This is a genomic window from Agrobacterium sp. DKPNP3 (assembly GCF_052686535.1).
Map to the genome: position 1 here is coordinate 1 of NZ_JBQYSN010000102.1, position 17,387 is coordinate 17,387.

Genomic DNA, 17,387 nt, shown 5'->3' on the forward strand with positions numbered 1-17,387 from the left:
AGGAGCTGCGCCGTCAGGCCGTGGAGGGGTTGAATCAGCGCCTTTCTGCCCTCGGCATGGCGCCCGGTTACACGGAGCAGGAGTATCGCGACCGCCTCGATTTCGAACTCGGCGTCATCTCGCGCATGAAGTTCCCGGGTTACTTCCTCATCGTTGCCGACTTCATCAAATGGGCGAAACAGCACGATATTCCGGTTGGGCCGGGCCGTGGTTCGGGTGCCGGTTCGCTTGTCGCTTATGCGCTGACGATCACCGACGTCGACCCGTTGCGGTTCTCGCTACTCTTCGAGCGCTTCCTCAATCCCGAACGCGTATCGATGCCCGACTTTGATATCGACTTCTGTCAGGATCGCCGCGAAGAGGTCATACGCTACGTGCAGGCAAAATATGGCCGTGAGCAGGTGGCGCAGATCATCACTTTCGGTTCGCTGCAGGCCCGCGCCGCGCTACGCGATGTCGGCCGCGTGCTGGAAATGCCCTATGGGCAGGTGGACAAGATCTGCAAGCTCGTGCCCAACAATCCGGCCAACCCGACGCCGCTGTCCAAAGCGATCGAGGAAGAGCCACGCCTGCAGGAAGAGGCGGACAAGGAGCCGGTGGTCGCCCGCTTGCTGGATATCGCCCAGAAGATCGAAGGGCTTTACCGGCACGCCTCCACCCATGCCGCCGGTATCGTCATTGGTGACCGCCCGCTGTCGAAGCTTGTACCAATGTATCGCGATCCGCGATCCGATATGCCCGTCACGCAGTTCAACATGAAGTGGGTGGAAAGCGCCGGCCTCGTCAAATTCGACTTTCTCGGCCTGAAGACGCTGACGGTGCTGAAAGTCGCCGTCGATTTCGTCGCCAAGCGCGGGATCAAGGTCGATCTTGCGGCAATTCCGCTTGAGGACGTCAAAACCTACGAGATGTTGTCGCGCGGCGAAACCATCGGCGTGTTCCAGGTGGAAAGCGCCGGCATGCGCAAGGCGCTGATCGGCATGCGGCCTGACTGCATCGAGGACATCATCGCACTGGTGGCGCTCTATCGTCCGGGCCCGATGGAGAACATCCCGGTCTACAACGCGCGCAAGCACGGCGAGGAGGAGCTGGAATCAATCCACCCGACCATCGACCATCTGCTCAAGGAAACGCAGGGCGTTATCGTCTATCAGGAACAGGTGATGCAGATCGCCCAGGTTCTGTCGGGATATTCGCTTGGTGAAGCCGATCTTCTGCGCCGCGCCATGGGCAAGAAGATCAAGGAGGAAATGGACAAGCAGCGCGAGCGCTTCGTGGACGGTGCGATCAAGAACGGCGTTTCGAAGCCGCAGGCCGACACGATCTTCGATCTTCTCGCGAAATTCGCCAATTACGGCTTCAACAAGAGCCATGCCGCGGCCTACGCCATCGTCTCCTACCAGACCGCCTACATGAAGGCGCATTACCCGGTGGAGTTCCTGGCGGCCTCTATGACGCTCGACATGGCCAACACGGAAAAGCTCAACGATTTCCGTCAGGACGCGGGGCGTCTCGGCATCGAGATCGTCGCACCGTCGGTGCAGACCTCTTTCCGTCAGTTCGAGACGGGTGAGAACCGCATCTATTATTCGCTTGCCGCCATCAAGGGTGTGGGCGAGGGCGCGGTAGAGCACATCGTCCAGGTCCGCGGCGACAAGCCATTTACGAGTCTTGAGGATTTCTGCCTGCGCATCGATCCGAAGCAGATCAACCGGCGTGTGCTGGAAAGCCTCATCAATGCCGGCGCTTTCGATTGTTTCGGCCGCGACCGTGCAGAATTGATCGGCGGGTTGGACCGGATCATCGGTTATGCGCAGATGGCGCAGAACAACCGCTCCATTGGCCAGTCGGACATGTTCGGTTCCGGTGCCGGCAATGGGCCGGAAAAGCTGGTTCTGCCGGCCTTTCAGCCATGGCTCGCCTCGGAAAAGCTGCTGCGCGAATATCAGGTTCTCGGTTTTTACCTGACCGCCCATCCGCTCGATACTTACCGCCCGATTTTGGAAAAGTTGCGAGTGCAGAACTTCGCCGATTTTTCGGCCGCGGTAAAACAGGGCGCGACGGCTGGGCGCCTCGCCGGGACCGTCACCGGCAAGCAGGAGCGCAAGACCCGCACCGGCAACAAGATGGGTATCGTCACCTTCTCGGATGCTTCAGGACAATATGAGGCCGTGCTGTTTTCCGAAGGGCTCGGCCAGTTCCGCGATCTGCTTGAGGTCGGCAAGTCTCTTGTCATCACCGTGCAGGCGGAAGAGCGCCCGGAAGGCATTGGTCTGCGTATCCAGACGGCGCAGTCGCTGGAAGAAAAATCCGTGCAGATGCAGAAGGCGCTGCGTGTCTATGTCCGCGATTCCGGTCCGCTGAAAACGGTGGCGCGCCACCTCAACACCAAGGGTGACGGCTCCGTCTATTTCATCGTCATCAAGGATGAAGGAAGCCGGGAGATCGAGGTGGAACTGACGGAGAAGTACCGCATCTCACCTGAGATCGCCGCGGCGCTCAGGTCTGCACCGGGAGTGGTCGATGTGGAGCTCGTGTGAGGCACACAGCTCACACAGTGCTCACACTGGCCCTTCTTTCGTGACGGTGATGAAGTCCGTACCGGTCCCTGTCTCCAGCTGGTGACTGATATCGGAGACGGTGATGGAGCTGCCGCTCGAAAGCTCCTGCTCGATCCGATTGCGGACATCTGCGGGTATATCGACGCGGCTCAGCACGGCGCTTAACTGATCAAAACCACCGGGGGCTTCGGTCTTCGTGATCCCGAGCCGCTTTTGGGCGGCGGCGGGCAAGTGGTTTTCCAGCGTGACGCCATTCCATTCCGCAGTTCCGGCCGCTCGATCCACGGAGACGGCTTCGAAGAAATGGGTTCCGAGCGCGACTTCCGGGTCCTTGATGTCGATGGCGGCTTCGAATAGCGGCTTGAAATCCTGCCGCACCATGATCTGGCCAGTCGGGGGATGGTCTTCACCGGCCGAGGCGTACAGCGCCGTCACGAAGGCATCGGTCAAAAGCGGGCCGGTTGTTTTGAGACCCTTCCAGCGCTTGAAGCCGTTGATGGCGCTGATTGTCATCTCTCCCGCGTAACCATCCGCCATACCGGCGTCGAAGCCGAGACGCGTCAGCACTGTTTGAATATCCATCACCCTTTCCCGCTCCCCACGCCGGGTGATGAGAATGCGCAGCGGCGAGGGGTCTTTCACCTTCGCTGTTGGCTTGAGAGACTGGGTCTTTTCATTAACGGCCACTTCGACTGCGCCCAAGGCCGCATCGAAAGTCGCTGGACGCAACTCGACATCCGAGAGCAGCAGCTTTCCGTCATCGGTATCGTCACGCGGAACAAACAGAGCCGGATGCTGAACGAAGCGCAGCGACACCCGACGGTCGGTGATGATGACATGAACCCCGGTGCGTGTATCACCGAATAGTGACTTGGCGAACTTGGATGGCAACCGCACGCAGCCGTGCGAGGCGGCGTAGTTCGGCACTTTGCCTTCATGCAGTGCAATGCCGGACCAGGTGAGCCGTTGCATGAACGGCATGGGCGCAGCCGAGTAGATATTCGATTCGTGATATTTCCGCTTTTCCAGAATGGAGAAGATGCCGCTCGGCGTCTCATGCCCGGGCTTGCCGGTGGAGACTTTCGAGGTGGCGATGATCTCACCGTTTTCGTAGAGCGCCAGTGATTGATCGCTTTTGGAAACGAGGATCTGCAACGACCGGCTGTCGGCGGCAAGCGCCGGAAACGCAAGAATGCTGGCTGACAGCATGCCAGCCAAGAGACGAAGGCGAAAGGACATGACGCAATACACCACATGCACAAAACTTGCTTCATTCAACCACGGGAAGTTTAATGAAGCTTAAGGACCGGGAATTTTGGACATCACTAATTTGTGTAAAATCTGAAATATCCACAACAAGACGGGCGCGGCAGCGTGATGCAACGCTGCAACCGCTATTTGCGGTGTCCGAACGTATAGCCCGTCTCGACGCTGCCCTTGCCGAACTTGTCGCGGAGCTTGTCCATCGCCGCTTCTGCCGCAGCCCGGCGTTCCGCCTGTTTGTCGACGAGATCAGGCGGATCGGCAAGCGCTGCGTCGCGCAGGTCGCTGACGCCAATGCCGATCAGCCGGAATTTCGTGCCGTCGGTTTCTTTTTCGAGCAGCGAGAGGCCGGTGCGGAAAATCCGGTCGGCAAGCTGCGTCGGGTCGTCCAGTCGGCGATTGCGGGTGCGCAGCCTGAAGTCCGCCGTTTTCATCTTCAGCACCACCGTATGCCCGGAAATACCGCTCTTCTTCAGCCGCCAGGCAACCTTCTCCGAAAGCGAGCGCAGGATCGGGACGAGATCCTCGTGGCGCGAAATGTCGTTGAAAAAAGTGGTTTCCGATGACACGCTTTTGGCCGGATCATTGTCATGCACATGCCGTTCGTCGATGCCGCGGGAGAGCCGGAACAAGCGCTGCCCCATCCCGCCATAACGGCGCATCAGTTCGCTTTCCTCCATTTCCTGCAATTGCGAGATCATGCGAATGCCGTCTGCTTCCAGCGTCGCCGCAAAGGCCTTGCCCACGCCCCAGATCGTCGTGACGGGGCGCGTCGCCAGAAAAGTAAGCGCCTCGGCTTCGCCGATAACGGAAAAGCCGCGTGGCTTTTGCAGGTCGGACGCCACCTTGGCGAGAAATTTGCAATAGGAAAGCCCGGCCGAAACCGTGACCCCGACCTCCTTTTCAACCCTCCGGGCGAATTTCGCCAGAACACGTGCCGGGGGATCGTGATGCAGCTTCTCGGTGCCGGAAAGATCGAGAAAAGCCTCGTCGATGGAGATCGGCTGCACCAGCGGCGTCAACTCCTGCATCATCGCCCGGATTTGCCGCCCGACGCGGCTGTATTTTTCCATGTCAGGCTTGATGACGACGGCGTCAGGACAGGCTTCCAGCGCCTTGAACATGGGCATCGCGGAACGTACGCCGTGTATTCGGGCAATATAGCAGGCGGTCGACACCACGCCGCGCTTGCCGCCGCCGATGATCAGTGGTTTGTCTGCCAGCTCCGGATTGTCGCGTTTTTCGACGGATGCATAAAACGCGTCGCAGTCGATATGGGCGATACTCAGATCATACAGCTCGGAATGGTAGAGAAGGCGCGGGCTGCCGCATGCGCGGCAACGCCTGACCCCTTCTGGCTGGCCGGCCAGACAGTCACGGCAAAAACCGGGATCATAGTGCTGCGACGTGGACATGAACCGAAAACAAAACCAGAACGTCCCCGACCATACTCCGGCCGTGACAGCGGCTCAAGAGGCCGCCATCTTAATACACGCCTGAATCCAGTCCAGGCCCGGAAAAGTGATGCCAGGCGGCGGCCACCGTTTCGGGTGACGTATCGGTCGCCGCGCAGAATGCCATCAGGTCCGGTTCGTGGCTCATCAGGAAATCGGTGAGACCAGCCAGAAAGCCGGGATCGGTGACTGCCTGGCGCAGCATGTTGGCCTGCAGCCCGCTCAGCGCCAGAAAACGTCCCAGCATATCAGGCTCATTTGCCAGCCAGCCAAGTATGGCGGCGGCTGTTTCTTGCGGATCCTGGGCGGCCGTGCCCTTGTTTTTTGTATCGCGCAGCATTTCTTCCCCGAAGTTACCTTTTTTGAAACCAAATCCCTCTAGCTTTGCGCAACGAATGGACGATGGAATCGGCATCTTGGCAACTTATATGTCTGGATGAAGGTTTCAAAGGGAAACGGGGACTTCTCACATGCCCAAGCAGGTCATGATAGTCGAAGACAACGAGCTGAACATGAAGCTCTTTCGCGACCTGATCGAGGCGTCCGGTTACACGACGATCCAGACGCGTAACGGCATGGAAGCGCTCGATCTCGCCCGCAAGCATCGCCCTGACCTCATCCTCATGGATATTCAGCTTCCGGAAGTCTCCGGGCTGGAAGTGACAAAATGGCTGAAGGAGGACGACGAGCTGCACGTCATCCCGGTTATTGCCGTCACGGCCTTTGCCATGAAGGGCGATGAGGAGCGTATCCGCCAGGGCGGATGTGAGGCTTATGTATCGAAGCCGATTTCCGTTCCGAAATTCATCGAGGTCATCAAGACCTATCTGGGCGACGCGTAAGGCGACTGGGGAACGGGAATGACAGCGAGAGTTCTGGTTGTTGACGATATTCCGGCCAATGTGAAGCTTCTGGAAGCCCGTCTTGTGGCGGAATATTTCGACGTTGTTACGGCCGAGGATGGGTTCAAGGCTCTGGCCATCTGCGACGACGAGCAGGTGGACATCATCCTCCTCGATATCATGATGCCGGGCATGGACGGATTCGAGGTTTGTGAGAAGCTGAAGAGCAATCCGAAGACGGCGCATATCCCCGTTGTGATGGTCACTGCGCTGGATCAGCCCTCGGACCGCGTGCGGGGTCTGAAGGCTGGAGCCGACGATTTCCTGACCAAGCCGGTCAATGACCTGCAGCTTATCGCCCGCGTCAAAAGCCTCGTGCGTCTGAAAGCCGTCAGTGACGAATTGCGGCTGCGCGCCGAGACCGCACGCCAGATCGGCATCGAGGAGATGCTGCGCAGCGATGGCTTGATGCAGACGCCGGGGCGTGTGCTGGTGGCGGATGGCCGCGCCAGCTCGCAGGAGCGGATCGTCCGGGCACTGAAGCCGATCGCCGACGTCGATGCCGTCACGGAGCCACAATCGGCGCTGCTGAAGGCCGCGAGCAATCCATTCGAGCTGGTCATCGTCAATTCCAATTTTGAGGATTACGATCCGCTGCGGCTGTGCTCGCAGCTACGTTCGCTGGAGCGCACCCGCTTCCTGCCATTGCTTCTGGTGGCGGAGCAGGGGGCGGATGACATGGTGGCGCGGGCGCTCGATCTTGGCGTCAATGATTACATCCTGCGCCCGATCGATCCGAATGAACTCGTCGCCCGCACGCTGACGCAGATCAGGCGCAAACGGTACAACGAGCATCTGCGGTTGAACCTTCAGCACACGATGGAGCTCGCCATCGTTGACGCGCTGACCGGGCTCAACAATCGTCGCTATCTCGACAATCACCTGAAGATACTGTTCGATCGCGCCGCCGTTCGCGGCCGCCCCATCTCCATCTGCATGACGGATATAGACCGCTTCAAGCTGGTCAACGACACCTATGGCCATGATGTCGGTGACGAGGTTCTGCGAGAATTTGCCACCCGCATCCGCAGCACGGTGCGAGGTGCGGATCTCGCCTGCCGATACGGCGGAGAGGAATTCGTCGTCGTTATGCCCGATACGCCAATGGAGCTCGCGGCAAGTGTGGCAGAGCGCCTGCGGTCGATCGTGGAGGACAAGCCTTTTTACGTCCGTTCCATAGACCGGCAGCTGAGTATCACCGCGTCGCTCGGCATAGCGACGAGCAGTGGTGCGTTCGGCACGCCGGACGAAATACTGAAGCAGGCAGACAGGGCGCTTTACGAGGCAAAGCACACCGGACGCAACCGGGTTGTCGCAGCAGCTGCCTGAGCCGGCTACGCGCATGTCGTCATCAGTCTTGCGCCATTTCTTCGTCGTGTGCGACGGAAGCGCGGACCTGACGGGAGAATGCCGGGGTGTGATGCTGCAAGTCTTTGAGTTGGGATGTATTTTATCATTTCACAATGAAAAGATGTAATGAATCGATGTAAATATAGTAAAAGTTGAGAAATGCGTTGAATTCTGCCGTTTCACGAACTATAGTGTACCAGATTTGTAAACTTAACCATGTCTACCTGGCCCCGTACTTTAGCCTAAGATTTTGTTGATTTTTATTTTACTTCTGCGCAAACTCATTGTTGAGAATAACAGTTCTTCCCAGCGGTTTATCCGTTTCATGATGATGAATGATGGCGGCTAACCGTCGCGATTTCGCTTGTCAGGGGCTGGTATTGCGTAGTTTGAATGCCCCATGATGCTCAGGTCCGCCGCATCTCCTGAATCGTGGGGTCGGTCGGCTGGCGATGTTCGAATCGGTTCCTCGTGCCGTAATCGCATCGTTGGTCGACCGCCTTGTTTCTGAAAATTGGCCTGTCGTAACGCTGCTCGCCCTCGGGTGCGAGCGGCGTTTTCTCTGCTTTGCTGCAACGCGGGTTTGAGCCTGTTGGCGAATGTGGTCTTCCTGCCCGTCGCGTCGCATTTACCGAACGTGACATCGTTAGCACGCGTCGCGGGAAGGCTGTGGCGGCCACTTCAGCACCTGCCTGGTTGCCCGGCCGTGCCTGTTGCAGGCGGGCCTCTGCATGACGATCGCTGCCTGCGATCGGGCCTCGCGTCCAGGGAGGTAGTGATTGCACACCGGAAGCGGCTTTTTGCACCGTCTTTCAAACGAGGGAAGGGCGGCGAAGCCGGCGACCTGATTGAATGCCGGGAAGCCACAAACAAAAAACGCGCCCGTGGGGCGCGCTATTTGCCGGAGAACCGATCAAGAAATTACTTGATCTTGGTTTCCTTGAATTCAACGTGCTTGCGTACAACCGGGTCGTACTTCGTCTTCGTCATCTTGTCCGTGAACGTACGGCTGTTCTTGGTGGTGACGTAGAAGGTACCGGTGTCGGCTGTCGACAGCAGCTTGATCTTGATTGTTGTAGCTTTCGCCATGGTCGTCCTGCCTTTAAACAAAAGAGAAGCCGCAGGCTCTTGTGACCTCGGCTAAATCTGGCGCGAAACTACGTATCGCGCCCGAAAAGTCAAGCCTGTTTTGCCCGGAAAACAAAACGGACGATATAAAGCACCACGTAAAGTCCGAAAAATGCGGCCAGAGACCAGGCGAAACCATCGGTGCCGGCGAGGTCCATCGAAATACCGACGGCCTGCGGTCCTGCAATCGTGCCGACGGCATAACAGAAGATGAAGGCAGCGTTGGCGGCAACGAGGTCGGCACCCGTCAGGCGCGAGCCGAGATGGGTCAGTCCAACCGTGTACATGCCGGAGACGAGACCACCCCAGAACAGGAGAAGCGCAGCCACGAGCAGCCAGCTATCAACAAGGAAAGGCAACGCCAGAGTGCCACAGACGCCCGCAAGGGCCATGAGCCCGAGCATGGTGCGCCTGTCCTTCATCCGGTCCGAAAGAAGGCCAATCGGGATCTGGAACACCATGTTGCCTATCCCCATCACGGTGAGCAGCAGTGCCGCCTGTGATTCGTTGAAGCCCTCGCGGGTGGCATAGATCGGAAAGAGCGACAGACCGCCCGCCTGTACCGACCCGAAGACAAAGGCCGCCGCGGATGCCATGGGCACTAGCCAGACATACCGCACGAAATGATGGTTCGGCCGCTCATCGAGCTCCGGGCTTTCGCCTCGGGCCATGAAGATCGGGATGGCTGCCAGAAGAATGATCGCCGCGCCAACGAGGAAGGGCAGGATGCCTTCGCTGCCAACCGCGGAAAACAGCAATGGACCCACCGCAAAACCGACGGCGAGGCCTGTGGCGTAGATGCCGAGAACCATGCCGCGTTTGCGCGGCGGCGCGGACATGTTGATCCAGTATTCCGACAGGATGAAGAGCGTCGTTGTCGCACCGTGGAACACGATTCGCAGTGGAAACCACATCCAGAAGGCGTCGGCGAAATAGAAGCCGAGCGCACTGAGTGCCGAAATGACGACGGCGAACAGCATGGTGCGCGCGACGCCGAAATCATGGGCGATCTTGGTGGTGACCGGCGCCGCCATCATTGCCGCGACGCCCGCCATGGCCGAGTTCACCCCGATCATGGTGGAGGAGATACCGCGCTTCTCAAGGATGATGGAGAGCAGCGGCAGGCCGAGACCAATGGCGACACCAACCGCACTGATGGCGGAGATGGCGGCAATCAATGAGGGCCAGTGAATGGCGTCCGCTTCTTCGCATTTCATATCTGACATGACGGCCTTTATACAAAGTCTCGAATGAAGCGGCCGTGGCGCGTGACATAGAGCCGCGCGGGGCTTTCAAATGGTAGTGAGGGATCACCTATCATGAGTTTTGTGACATCTTCGAGAACCGTGCGCGTAATTTGGGGCATGTTCAGACCGGAAAGGTCTGCCGTGTCAAGCCATTGCACGTTGCCGAGTTCATCGGAATCGCGGGCACCGCTCACATCGAGCTGCAATTCATCGGCGTAACAGCAGAAGAATCGCGTGTCATAGCGCCGCACATTGCCGGGCGGGGTGATGGCGCGGGCCACATATCGGAAATGGGAGAGATCGGGTCCGCCTGCGGCAAAACCCAGGTCCATACCGGTCTCCTCCAAAAGCTCACGCGCAGCGGCAAGTGCTAGCGCTCTGGCGCCGGCGGAGGTCAGAGGCCGGGACGCAGAGAGCGTCAGGCGCTGAAGAACGGCAGGGTGGAGATCGCCGGAAAAGGGAAGCGCATGGTCGCGGGGGTCGCGCTTACCGCCCGGAAAGACATAAGCCCCCGGCATGAAGACGTGAGCCTTGCTCCGTTGGCCCATGAGGACCCTCGGCCTTGGTCCGGCACGATCGAACAGGATGATGGACGCCGCATCGCGCGGCCGCATCGGAGGATGAGCGGCTTTTTTACCCACCGGATGCTGAAGCATCTGCAAGGTCTCTCCCTCGATCAGTGGGAAGAGCCGTCTATCTGCACTTTCGGCTTCCGTCGGTCGAATCCATGCATGCGCAGCGCCCATTGCAGGCCGATGACACCGCCCTTGATGGGTTGCAACGTCAGAAGTGCTGCCAGAATGGTGATCGGCACCCAGATGGCGAAATGCGCCCACATGGGTATATTGAGGACCAGGTCGGTCATCATGAAGCCGCCGACCGCGATATGGCCGATGATGACGATCGAGATATAGGGTGGCAGGTCGTCCGAGCGGTGGTGGTGCATTTCTTCGCCGCAGGACGCGCAGGCATCGACCGGCTTCAGCCATGCGCGAAACAGACGACCGCTGCCACAGGCCGGGCAACGGTTGGCCATGCCGCGCATGATGGATCGGCCAAGTGGCCTTTCGACGCTATCGTCTCCGAAGGTAACGGTCTCCGAGCCCTGATGTGCACTCATCCTTAAGTCCTTCCCGTCCGTTCGGCCGTTGAGGCCGCCTTGTTATCGTCGCCTTCTCGGCGGCCGTGTTCCGGGTTTGGCGGCAGCCCGCGCTGTCCGCCGTCCGGCCTTGTGGAACGAGCGTACGCCCATCGGCATCTTGCGCCCAGGACTCAGCATATCGAATCTCAGCGCACCCGCCAGCGGCACCGCTTCCGCGAGCCTCACCTGCACCGTGTCACCAAGCTGATAACCGAGACCGGTCTTTTCCCCCGTAAGAGCCTGATGGGCTTCGTCGTACAGGAAATAATCGGTTCCGAGCGTAGATATAGGAACAAATCCATCAGCGCCAAACTGCGGAAGCGCGACAAATAGTCCCGCCTTGGTGACACCACCGACCCGACCCTCGAATTCCTCGCCAACCCGCTCGGAAAGATGATGCGCGATCAGCCGGTTGACGGTGTCGCGCTCGGCCGCCATGGCGCGGCGCTCGAAGGTGGAGATTTCCGCAGCGATATCGTCGAGGGTCGCTTCTTCCTGTGGGGTGATGCCGCCTTCACCCAACCCCAGAGAACCCACCAGCGCGCGATGCACGATGAGGTCGGCATAACGGCGGATCGGTGAAGTGAAATGGGCGTATTTCATGAGGTTGAGGCCGAAATGGCCGATATTTTCGGGGCTGTAGATCGCCTGGCTCTGGCTGCGCAGCACCATCTCGTTGACCATGATCTGGTGCGGCGTATCGAGCGCGCGCGCCAGAATGCCGTTGAAGGAATTGGCGCGCATGGCCGCACCCTTGGCCATGGTAATGCCAATCGTCCCGAGAAACTCGCGCAACACCTCCTGCTTGGAAAGCGTGGGCGCATCGTGGACGCGGTAGACCAGCGGCTGCTTCTTCTTTTCCAGCGTCTCGGCGGCGGCGACATTCGCCTGGATCATCATTTCTTCGATCAGCTTGTGCGCATCGAGACGTTCGGGAATGACCACCGAGTCGACGGTACCATCGGGACGCAGCTTGATCTTGCGCTCGGGCATGTCGAGTTCGAGCGGCTGGCGCCGGTCACGGCCTCGCTTCATCACCTCATAAGCGTGCCACAAGGGGTTGAGGATCGGCTCCAGCAGCGGTCCGGTCTTGTCGTCGGGCTTGCCGTCAATCGCCGCCTGCGCCTGCTGGTAGGAGAGCTTGGCGGCGCTCTTCATCATGATGCGGTGGAAGGTGTGCCCGGCCTTGCGGCCTTCCTTCGAGAAGGTCATCCGCACCGCAAGGGCAGGGCGGTCGACGCCTTCCTTCAGGGAGCAAAGATCGTTGGAGATGCGCTCCGGCAGCATCGGCACGACGCGATCCGGGAAATAGACGGAGTTGCCGCGTTTCAGCGCCTCGCGGTCCAGTGGCGAACCTGGCCGAACATACCAGGAGACATCGGCAATCGCGACGGTAACGATGACACCGTCAGGATTGTCGGGTGACGCGTCCGGCTCGGCATAGACCGCATCGTCATGGTCCTTGGCATCGGCCGGATCGATGGTAATGAGCGGCAGGTCGCGCCAGTCCTCGCGATGGGACATGGTCGCTGCCTTGGCCGCATCCGCTTCGGCAAGAACATTCTGCGGGAATATATGCGGGATGCCGTGGGCGTGGATTGCGATCATCGAGATCGCTTTTTCCGAAGCGACGGAGCCGACGACCGAGAGAACCTTGGCGCGCGTCAGACCATAACGGCCGCTGTTGCGCGAGGTTTCAACCTCGATCAGATCGCCATCCTTGGCATCGCCGACGCCATCGGGGTCGATGACCATTTCCTCGCCGCGCCGATCGATCGGCATCAGCCGTCCGCCGCCGCCGGGCGTTTCCTTGAACACGCCGAGTAGAGCATTCTGCCGGCGGTCGATCAGCTTGACGACGCGGGCGGTGTAAGCAGGGCCAGTGCTTTCCTTCGAGGGAAAGATTTTCGCAAGAATGCGGTCGCCGAGACCGGCAGCTGGCGCTTTCTTGCCGCGGTCCTGCGAGGACTGGCGGATCAGCACGGCCGGCGCTGCGCCCAGATCCTCGGGCCATTCCGCCGGGCGGCCGATCAGCTCGCCGTCCTTGTCGCGGGTGGTGATGTCGAGAACCGTCACGGGCGGCAGGCCGCCCGGCCGCGTCAGCGACTTGCGGCTCTTGTGCACCATGCCGTCGATTTCGAGTTCCTTCAGCAGAGCCTTCAGGACCACGCGGTTTTCGCCCTTCAAGCCGAAAGCCTTGGCGATTTCCCGCTTGGAGGCCTGTTGCGGATGATCCGCAATGAATTTCAGCAGTACTTCGCGGGAAGGCACCTCGCCGTGGATGATGCCTTCGCCTTCACTCACCCGCTTGCCGCGCCCGGTGCGTCCGAAACCGTCGCTGGCGGAACCCTGTCTCTGACGCGGCGCTTTGCTCACTCTGCTGCCTTCTTGGGTTTGGCCGCTGCCTTCGGCTTGGCGGCCGTCTTGCTCTTTGTTGCCGCCTTGGCCTTGGTCGCCTTCGGCTTGGCCGCGGCGTCACCATCGGCCTTCTTGGCGGTGGTTTTCTTGGCCTTGGCGGGCTTGCCGCCGGTGCCGGTCTTGGCAATACGCTCGGCGATCAATACCAGCGCCTCGTCCAGCGTCACAGAGGCCGGATCCTGGCCCTTGGGAATGGTGGCGTTGACCTTGCCCCAGTTCACATAGGCCCCGTACCGCCCGTCACGAACGGTGATAGCGCCACCATCGGGATGGTCGCCCAGCTCCTTGAGAGCAGCGGGCGTGCCGCTACGGCCGCGTCCCGGTCCCTTGCTCTGCTTTTCAGCAATGACCGTCACGGCACGGTTGAGGCCGATCGAGAACACGTCCTCGATGCTCTCCAGGTTCGCATAAGAACCATCATGCAGCAGGAAAGGTCCGTAACGGCCGAGACCAGCCGAGATCATCTTGCCGGTTTCCGGGTGCTTGCCGATATCGCGCGGCAGGTTGATGAGGGCCAGCGCCTTCTCGTGGTCGATATCCTCAGGCTTCCAGCCCTTGGGTAGGGAAGAGCGCTTGGCATCCTTGCCCTCGCCGCGCTGGATATAGGGTCCGAAGCGGCCGGAACGAAGCGTCAGCTCCTCGCCGGTCATGGGGTCGGCACCCAGCGCCTTCGGCTCGTTGAGAGCAGCGGCTTCGGCTTCCGCACCGTCGGAGGTCAGCTGACGCGTATAGTTGCACTCAGGGTAGTTCGAGCAACCGACAAAAGCGCCGTATTTGCCAAGCTTCAGTGACAGATTGCCGGTGCCGCAAACCTGACAAATGCGTGGATCGGAACCATCCTCGCGCTTTGGGAAGACCAGAGGCGCCAGAACCTCGTTCAGCGCGTCCAGCACGTTGGTGACGCGCAGTTCCTTGGTATCTTCGATCTGAGCGAAGAAATCCTTCCAGAAATCGCGCAGCACCTGCTTCCAGTCCAGTTCGCCAGCGGAGATGCGGTCGAGCTTTTCTTCAAGGGCGGCGGTAAAGTCGTATTCGACGTATTTGGTGAAAAAGCTTTCGAGGAAAGCCGTCACCAGCCGGCCGCGCGAATGCGGCACCAGCTTGCGCTTGTCGATGACGATATATTCGCGGTCGCTCAGCGTCTTCAGCGTCGCCGCATAGGTGGAAGGACGGCCGATGCCGAGTTCTTCCATCTTCTTGATCAGCGACGCTTCCGAATAACGCGGCGGCGGCTCGGTGAAGTGCTGGCTGGCATTGATCTTCTGCTTGGCGAGGTTTTCGCGTTCATTGATCGGCGGCAGACGGCCTTCGTCGTCACCGTCGTCGCTCTGCTCGCCATCTTCCTTCTGGTCCGTATAGGCGGCAATGAAGCCGTCGAAACGGATGACGGAGCCAACGGCGCGCAGGCCCGCCTTTTCGCCGCCGTTGCTGGCGAGAATCTCAACCGTCGTGCGCTCGATTTCGGCTGACGCCATCTGGCTCGCAATACCGCGTTTCCAGATCAGCTCGTAAAGACGCAGCTGGTCGGCATCGAGGTAACGCTTCACCTGATCCGGTGTGCGGTTGAAATCGGTCGGGCGAATAGCCTCGTGCGCTTCCTGGGCGTTTTTGGCCTTTGTCGAGTAGAAACGCGCTTTTTCCGGCACGTAACGGTCACCGAACTGCTCGCCAATAGCCTTGCGGGCGGCATCGATCGCTTCCGGGGCCATCTGCACGCCGTCGGTACGCATATAGGTGATCAGACCGACGGTCTCGCCGCCGATGTCGATACCTTCATAAAGCTTCTGCGCCACCTGCATGGTGCGCGAGGCGCCGAAGCCCATCCGCGACGAGGCGGCCTGCTGCAGCGTCGAGGTGGTGAAGGGCGGGCCGGGGTTGCGCTTGACCGGCTTGGCCTCAACACTGTCGACCACATAGGTCGCGCCTTCGAGCAGCGACTTCAGCCGGTTGGCTTCGTCGCCGGTCTTGATCGCGCGGTTCTGCAATCGCTTGCCGTCGGCCGAAACTAGTTTGGCTTCGAACTCGTCACCGCGCGGTGTCTTCAGCAGGGCACTGATATTCCAGTATTCTTCGGATACGAACCGCTCGATTTCGGATTCGCGGTCACAGACAAGGCGCAGCGCCACCGACTGCACACGGCCGGCGGAACGGGCGCCCGGAAGCTTGCGCCACAGAACAGGAGAGAGGTTGAAGCCGACGAGATAATCGAGCGCACGGCGGGCGAGATAGGCGTCCACCAGCGGCACGTCGATGTCGCGCGGGTTTGCCATGGCGTCCAGAACCGCCTTTTTGGTGATGGCGTTGAAGACGACGCGCTTCACCGGCTTGTCGCCAAGCACACGCTTCTTCTTCAGGAGATCAAGAACGTGCCATGAAATGGCTTCGCCTTCGCGATCCGGGTCGGTTGCGAGAAAGAGGCCGTCGGAGGATTTTACCGCATCGGCAATATCTTTCATGCGCTTGGCTGACGCGCTGTCGACCTCCCAGGACATTTCAAAATCCTGGTCGGGCAGCACCGAGCCGTCCTTGGCAGGAAGGTCTCTGACGTGGCCAAAGGATGCAAGAACCTTATAGCCCGAGCCAAGATACTTATTGATCGTCTTGGCTTTGGCAGGAGATTCTACGACGACGACATTCATATTGTTCTTCTCTGGAACTGGTCCGTTAACGCGGCCCCGGTTGCAGCCTATTGCCGCAATTGGCCTTCTTTATAATTCGACATGGACAGGTAATGCCCGCTGGTCAAGAGGCAAGCCCGATTTTCTCGTTTCGAGATGACTGCAACCTATGGATAATCTATTGTTGTATTGCAATCTTTGGTAAATTGGTTATGATGGGAAACATCATTTGAGAAGACGTTATTGCTTCCCGTTTCACGGTGAATTTTCAGGATAAATATAGGGTCCCCAACGCAACAAACAATAATGCCGACAAGGATGGGACCAGAGAGAGCTTGGCTTACATCCGCCAGATGCTGGCTGAGCTACGGCAGGTAGCGCACCGGGAGGGTGCCGACATGCTGTGTTACCTGATCGAGATGGCCTATGTCGAAGTCGGTGATATCCAGAGCGGCCGGCGCAAACTCTCAATCCGCGACGATGAGCGACACGCGCCCCCCGGCATGCCGGTTTAGACGCCCGGCAATATCGAGCTCCAGCAGCACAAGATGAACGGTTGCGGCTGAGAAACCCGTGTGTCTGATGATGTCATCCGTTTCAACGGGCGAGGGACCGAGAGCGGCGGCGATGATGCTGCGCTCGTCGTCTCCTGGCGGTGACATTTCCACATCCTGCTCCGGTTCCTCAATCTTGCGGTCATAGGGCAATTGCGGTTCCATCAATGGTCGCAGTGCATCAAGAATATCGGCCGCTCCCGTGGTCAGCATGGCGCCTTCCTTGATAAGCCGGTTCGTCCCTTCGCAGCGCGCGTCAAGCGGGGAGCCGGGAACGGCGAAAACAAGCCGCCCGGCTTCACCTGCAAGCCGCGCCGTAATCAATGAACCCGAACGTTCCGCGGCCTCAACGATGACGACGCCGAGCGAGACGCCCGCGATCAGCCGATTGCGGCGCGGGAAATCCCGCGCGCGAGGCTCCCAGCCAAAGGGCATTTCGCTGATCGTTGCGCCGCCCTGATCGTAGATGTCATCCAAAAGCCCGAAATTTTCCTGCGGATAGGGGCGGTCGAGACCACCGGCCAGCATCGCCACCGTGCCGGTTGCAAGGCTTGCCCGGTGCGCTGCCGCATCGATCCCGCGCGCCAGCCCCGATGCGATCGTATAGCCGGCCCGACCACAATCGCGCGCCAGCATTGCCGCGAATTTCGCGCCATTGATGGAGGCGTTGCGTGAGCCGACAATGCCGACGCTGGGCCGTGTTGCTGCGTCTGCCGAGCCCTTCATGGCGATGAGCGGCGGCGCGCCATCC

At 59.7% G+C, this 17,387-nt stretch carries 14 protein-coding genes; 4 read left to right on the top strand and 10 right to left on the bottom strand.

Annotated features, from left to right (window positions below):
* On the top strand, positions 1-2,540 hold a 2,540-nt coding region (dnaE, locus tag ACUTJJ_RS21375; RefSeq protein ID WP_445543357.1), incomplete at its 5' end, for a DNA polymerase III subunit alpha.
* Positions 2,541-2,561: 21 nt separating this feature from the next.
* Here the strand turns inward: dnaE and ACUTJJ_RS21380 are convergent.
* From ACUTJJ_RS21380 to ACUTJJ_RS21390, 3 genes are all read right to left on the bottom strand, one after another.
* A complete protein-coding gene (locus ACUTJJ_RS21380) occupies positions 2,562-3,800 on the bottom strand; it encodes a L,D-transpeptidase family protein (RefSeq protein ID WP_445543358.1) in 1,239 nt (412 codons plus the stop codon).
* 155 nt (positions 3,801-3,955) lie between these two features.
* Entirely contained in the window at positions 3,956-5,239 is a 1,284-nt protein-coding gene (locus ACUTJJ_RS21385) for a DNA polymerase IV (RefSeq protein WP_144574687.1), read from the bottom strand.
* Positions 5,240-5,309: 70 nt separating this feature from the next.
* Positions 5,310-5,618, bottom strand: coding sequence for a DUF3572 domain-containing protein (locus tag ACUTJJ_RS21390; protein WP_063951183.1), 309 nt, complete (start codon positions 5,616-5,618; stop codon positions 5,310-5,312).
* 130 nt (positions 5,619-5,748) lie between these two features.
* On the opposite strand from ACUTJJ_RS21390, the gene ACUTJJ_RS21395 reads away from it, so the two are divergent.
* Together ACUTJJ_RS21395 and ACUTJJ_RS21400 are read left to right on the top strand one after the other, a co-directional pair.
* A complete protein-coding gene (locus tag ACUTJJ_RS21395) occupies positions 5,749-6,120 on the top strand; it encodes a response regulator (RefSeq protein ID WP_003521498.1) in 372 nt (123 codons plus the stop codon).
* An 18-nt stretch (positions 6,121-6,138) separates the two neighbouring features.
* On the top strand, positions 6,139-7,509 hold the full coding sequence (locus tag ACUTJJ_RS21400) for a PleD family two-component system response regulator (RefSeq protein WP_209088690.1): 1,371 nt from the start codon (positions 6,139-6,141) through the stop codon (positions 7,507-7,509).
* A gap of 942 nt (positions 7,510-8,451) precedes the next feature.
* Here the strand turns inward: ACUTJJ_RS21400 and rpmG are convergent.
* From rpmG to topA, 6 genes are all read right to left on the bottom strand, one after another.
* A complete protein-coding gene (gene rpmG / locus ACUTJJ_RS21405; protein ID WP_003496403.1) occupies positions 8,452-8,619 on the bottom strand; it encodes a 50S ribosomal protein L33 in 168 nt (55 codons plus the stop codon).
* Positions 8,620-8,708: 89 nt separating this feature from the next.
* Positions 8,709-9,875, bottom strand: a complete 1,167-nt coding sequence (locus ACUTJJ_RS21410; RefSeq protein ID WP_172801657.1) for an MFS transporter — start codon at positions 9,873-9,875, stop codon at positions 8,709-8,711.
* 17 nt (positions 9,876-9,892) lie between these two features.
* Positions 9,893-10,561 carry an NUDIX domain-containing protein gene (locus ACUTJJ_RS21415; protein WP_445543359.1) on the bottom strand — a complete coding sequence of 223 codons (669 nt, stop codon included), beginning with the start codon at positions 10,559-10,561 and terminating at the stop codon, positions 9,893-9,895.
* A gap of 20 nt (positions 10,562-10,581) precedes the next feature.
* Positions 10,582-11,025: a DUF983 domain-containing protein gene (locus tag ACUTJJ_RS21420; RefSeq protein WP_445543360.1), complete on the bottom strand. Its 444-nt coding sequence runs from the start codon at positions 11,023-11,025 to the stop codon at positions 10,582-10,584.
* 42 nt (positions 11,026-11,067) lie between these two features.
* Positions 11,068-13,422: a ribonuclease R gene (gene rnr, locus ACUTJJ_RS21425; RefSeq protein WP_445543361.1), complete on the bottom strand. Its 2,355-nt coding sequence runs from the start codon at positions 13,420-13,422 to the stop codon at positions 11,068-11,070.
* Positions 13,419-16,103 carry a type I DNA topoisomerase gene (gene topA, locus ACUTJJ_RS21430; protein WP_445543362.1) on the bottom strand — a complete coding sequence of 895 codons (2,685 nt, stop codon included), beginning with the start codon at positions 16,101-16,103 and terminating at the stop codon, positions 13,419-13,421. Before topA ends, rnr begins: the two co-directional genes overlap by 4 nt.
* Before the next feature lie 314 nt (positions 16,104-16,417).
* Between topA and ACUTJJ_RS21435 the strand changes: the two genes are divergently transcribed.
* Entirely contained in the window at positions 16,418-16,597 is a 180-nt protein-coding gene (locus ACUTJJ_RS21435; RefSeq protein ID WP_445543364.1) for a hypothetical protein, read from the top strand.
* Here ACUTJJ_RS21435 and dprA read toward each other — a convergent pair.
* A partial coding sequence (gene dprA, locus ACUTJJ_RS21440) for a DNA-processing protein DprA (protein ID WP_445543363.1) occupies positions 16,550-17,387 on the bottom strand: 838 nt, incomplete at its 5' end. The genes ACUTJJ_RS21435 and dprA overlap by 48 nt on opposite strands.

Excerpts from the sequence above, each read along its gene's own strand:
- ACUTJJ_RS21385 (WP_144574687.1), bottom strand. The coding sequence starts at position 5,239 with ATGTCCACGTCGCAGCACTATGATCCCGGTTTTTGCCGTGACTGTCTG.
- ACUTJJ_RS21410 (WP_172801657.1), bottom strand. The coding sequence starts at position 9,875 with ATGAAATGCGAAGAAGCGGACGCCATTCACTGGCCCTCATTGATTGCC.
- ACUTJJ_RS21380 (WP_445543358.1), bottom strand. The coding sequence starts at position 3,800 with ATGTCCTTTCGCCTTCGTCTCTTGGCTGGCATGCTGTCAGCCAGCATT.
- topA (WP_445543362.1), bottom strand. The coding sequence starts at position 16,103 with ATGAATGTCGTCGTCGTAGAATCTCCTGCCAAAGCCAAGACGATCAAT.
- ACUTJJ_RS21395 (WP_003521498.1), top strand. The coding sequence starts at position 5,749 with ATGCCCAAGCAGGTCATGATAGTCGAAGACAACGAGCTGAACATGAAG.
- ACUTJJ_RS21400 (WP_209088690.1), top strand. The coding sequence starts at position 6,139 with ATGACAGCGAGAGTTCTGGTTGTTGACGATATTCCGGCCAATGTGAAG.
- ACUTJJ_RS21420 (WP_445543360.1), bottom strand. The coding sequence starts at position 11,025 with ATGAGTGCACATCAGGGCTCGGAGACCGTTACCTTCGGAGACGATAGC.
- ACUTJJ_RS21390 (WP_063951183.1), bottom strand. The coding sequence starts at position 5,618 with ATGCTGCGCGATACAAAAAACAAGGGCACGGCCGCCCAGGATCCGCAA.
- rpmG (WP_003496403.1), bottom strand. The coding sequence starts at position 8,619 with ATGGCGAAAGCTACAACAATCAAGATCAAGCTGCTGTCGACAGCCGAC.
- ACUTJJ_RS21415 (WP_445543359.1), bottom strand. The coding sequence starts at position 10,561 with ATGCTTCAGCATCCGGTGGGTAAAAAAGCCGCTCATCCTCCGATGCGG.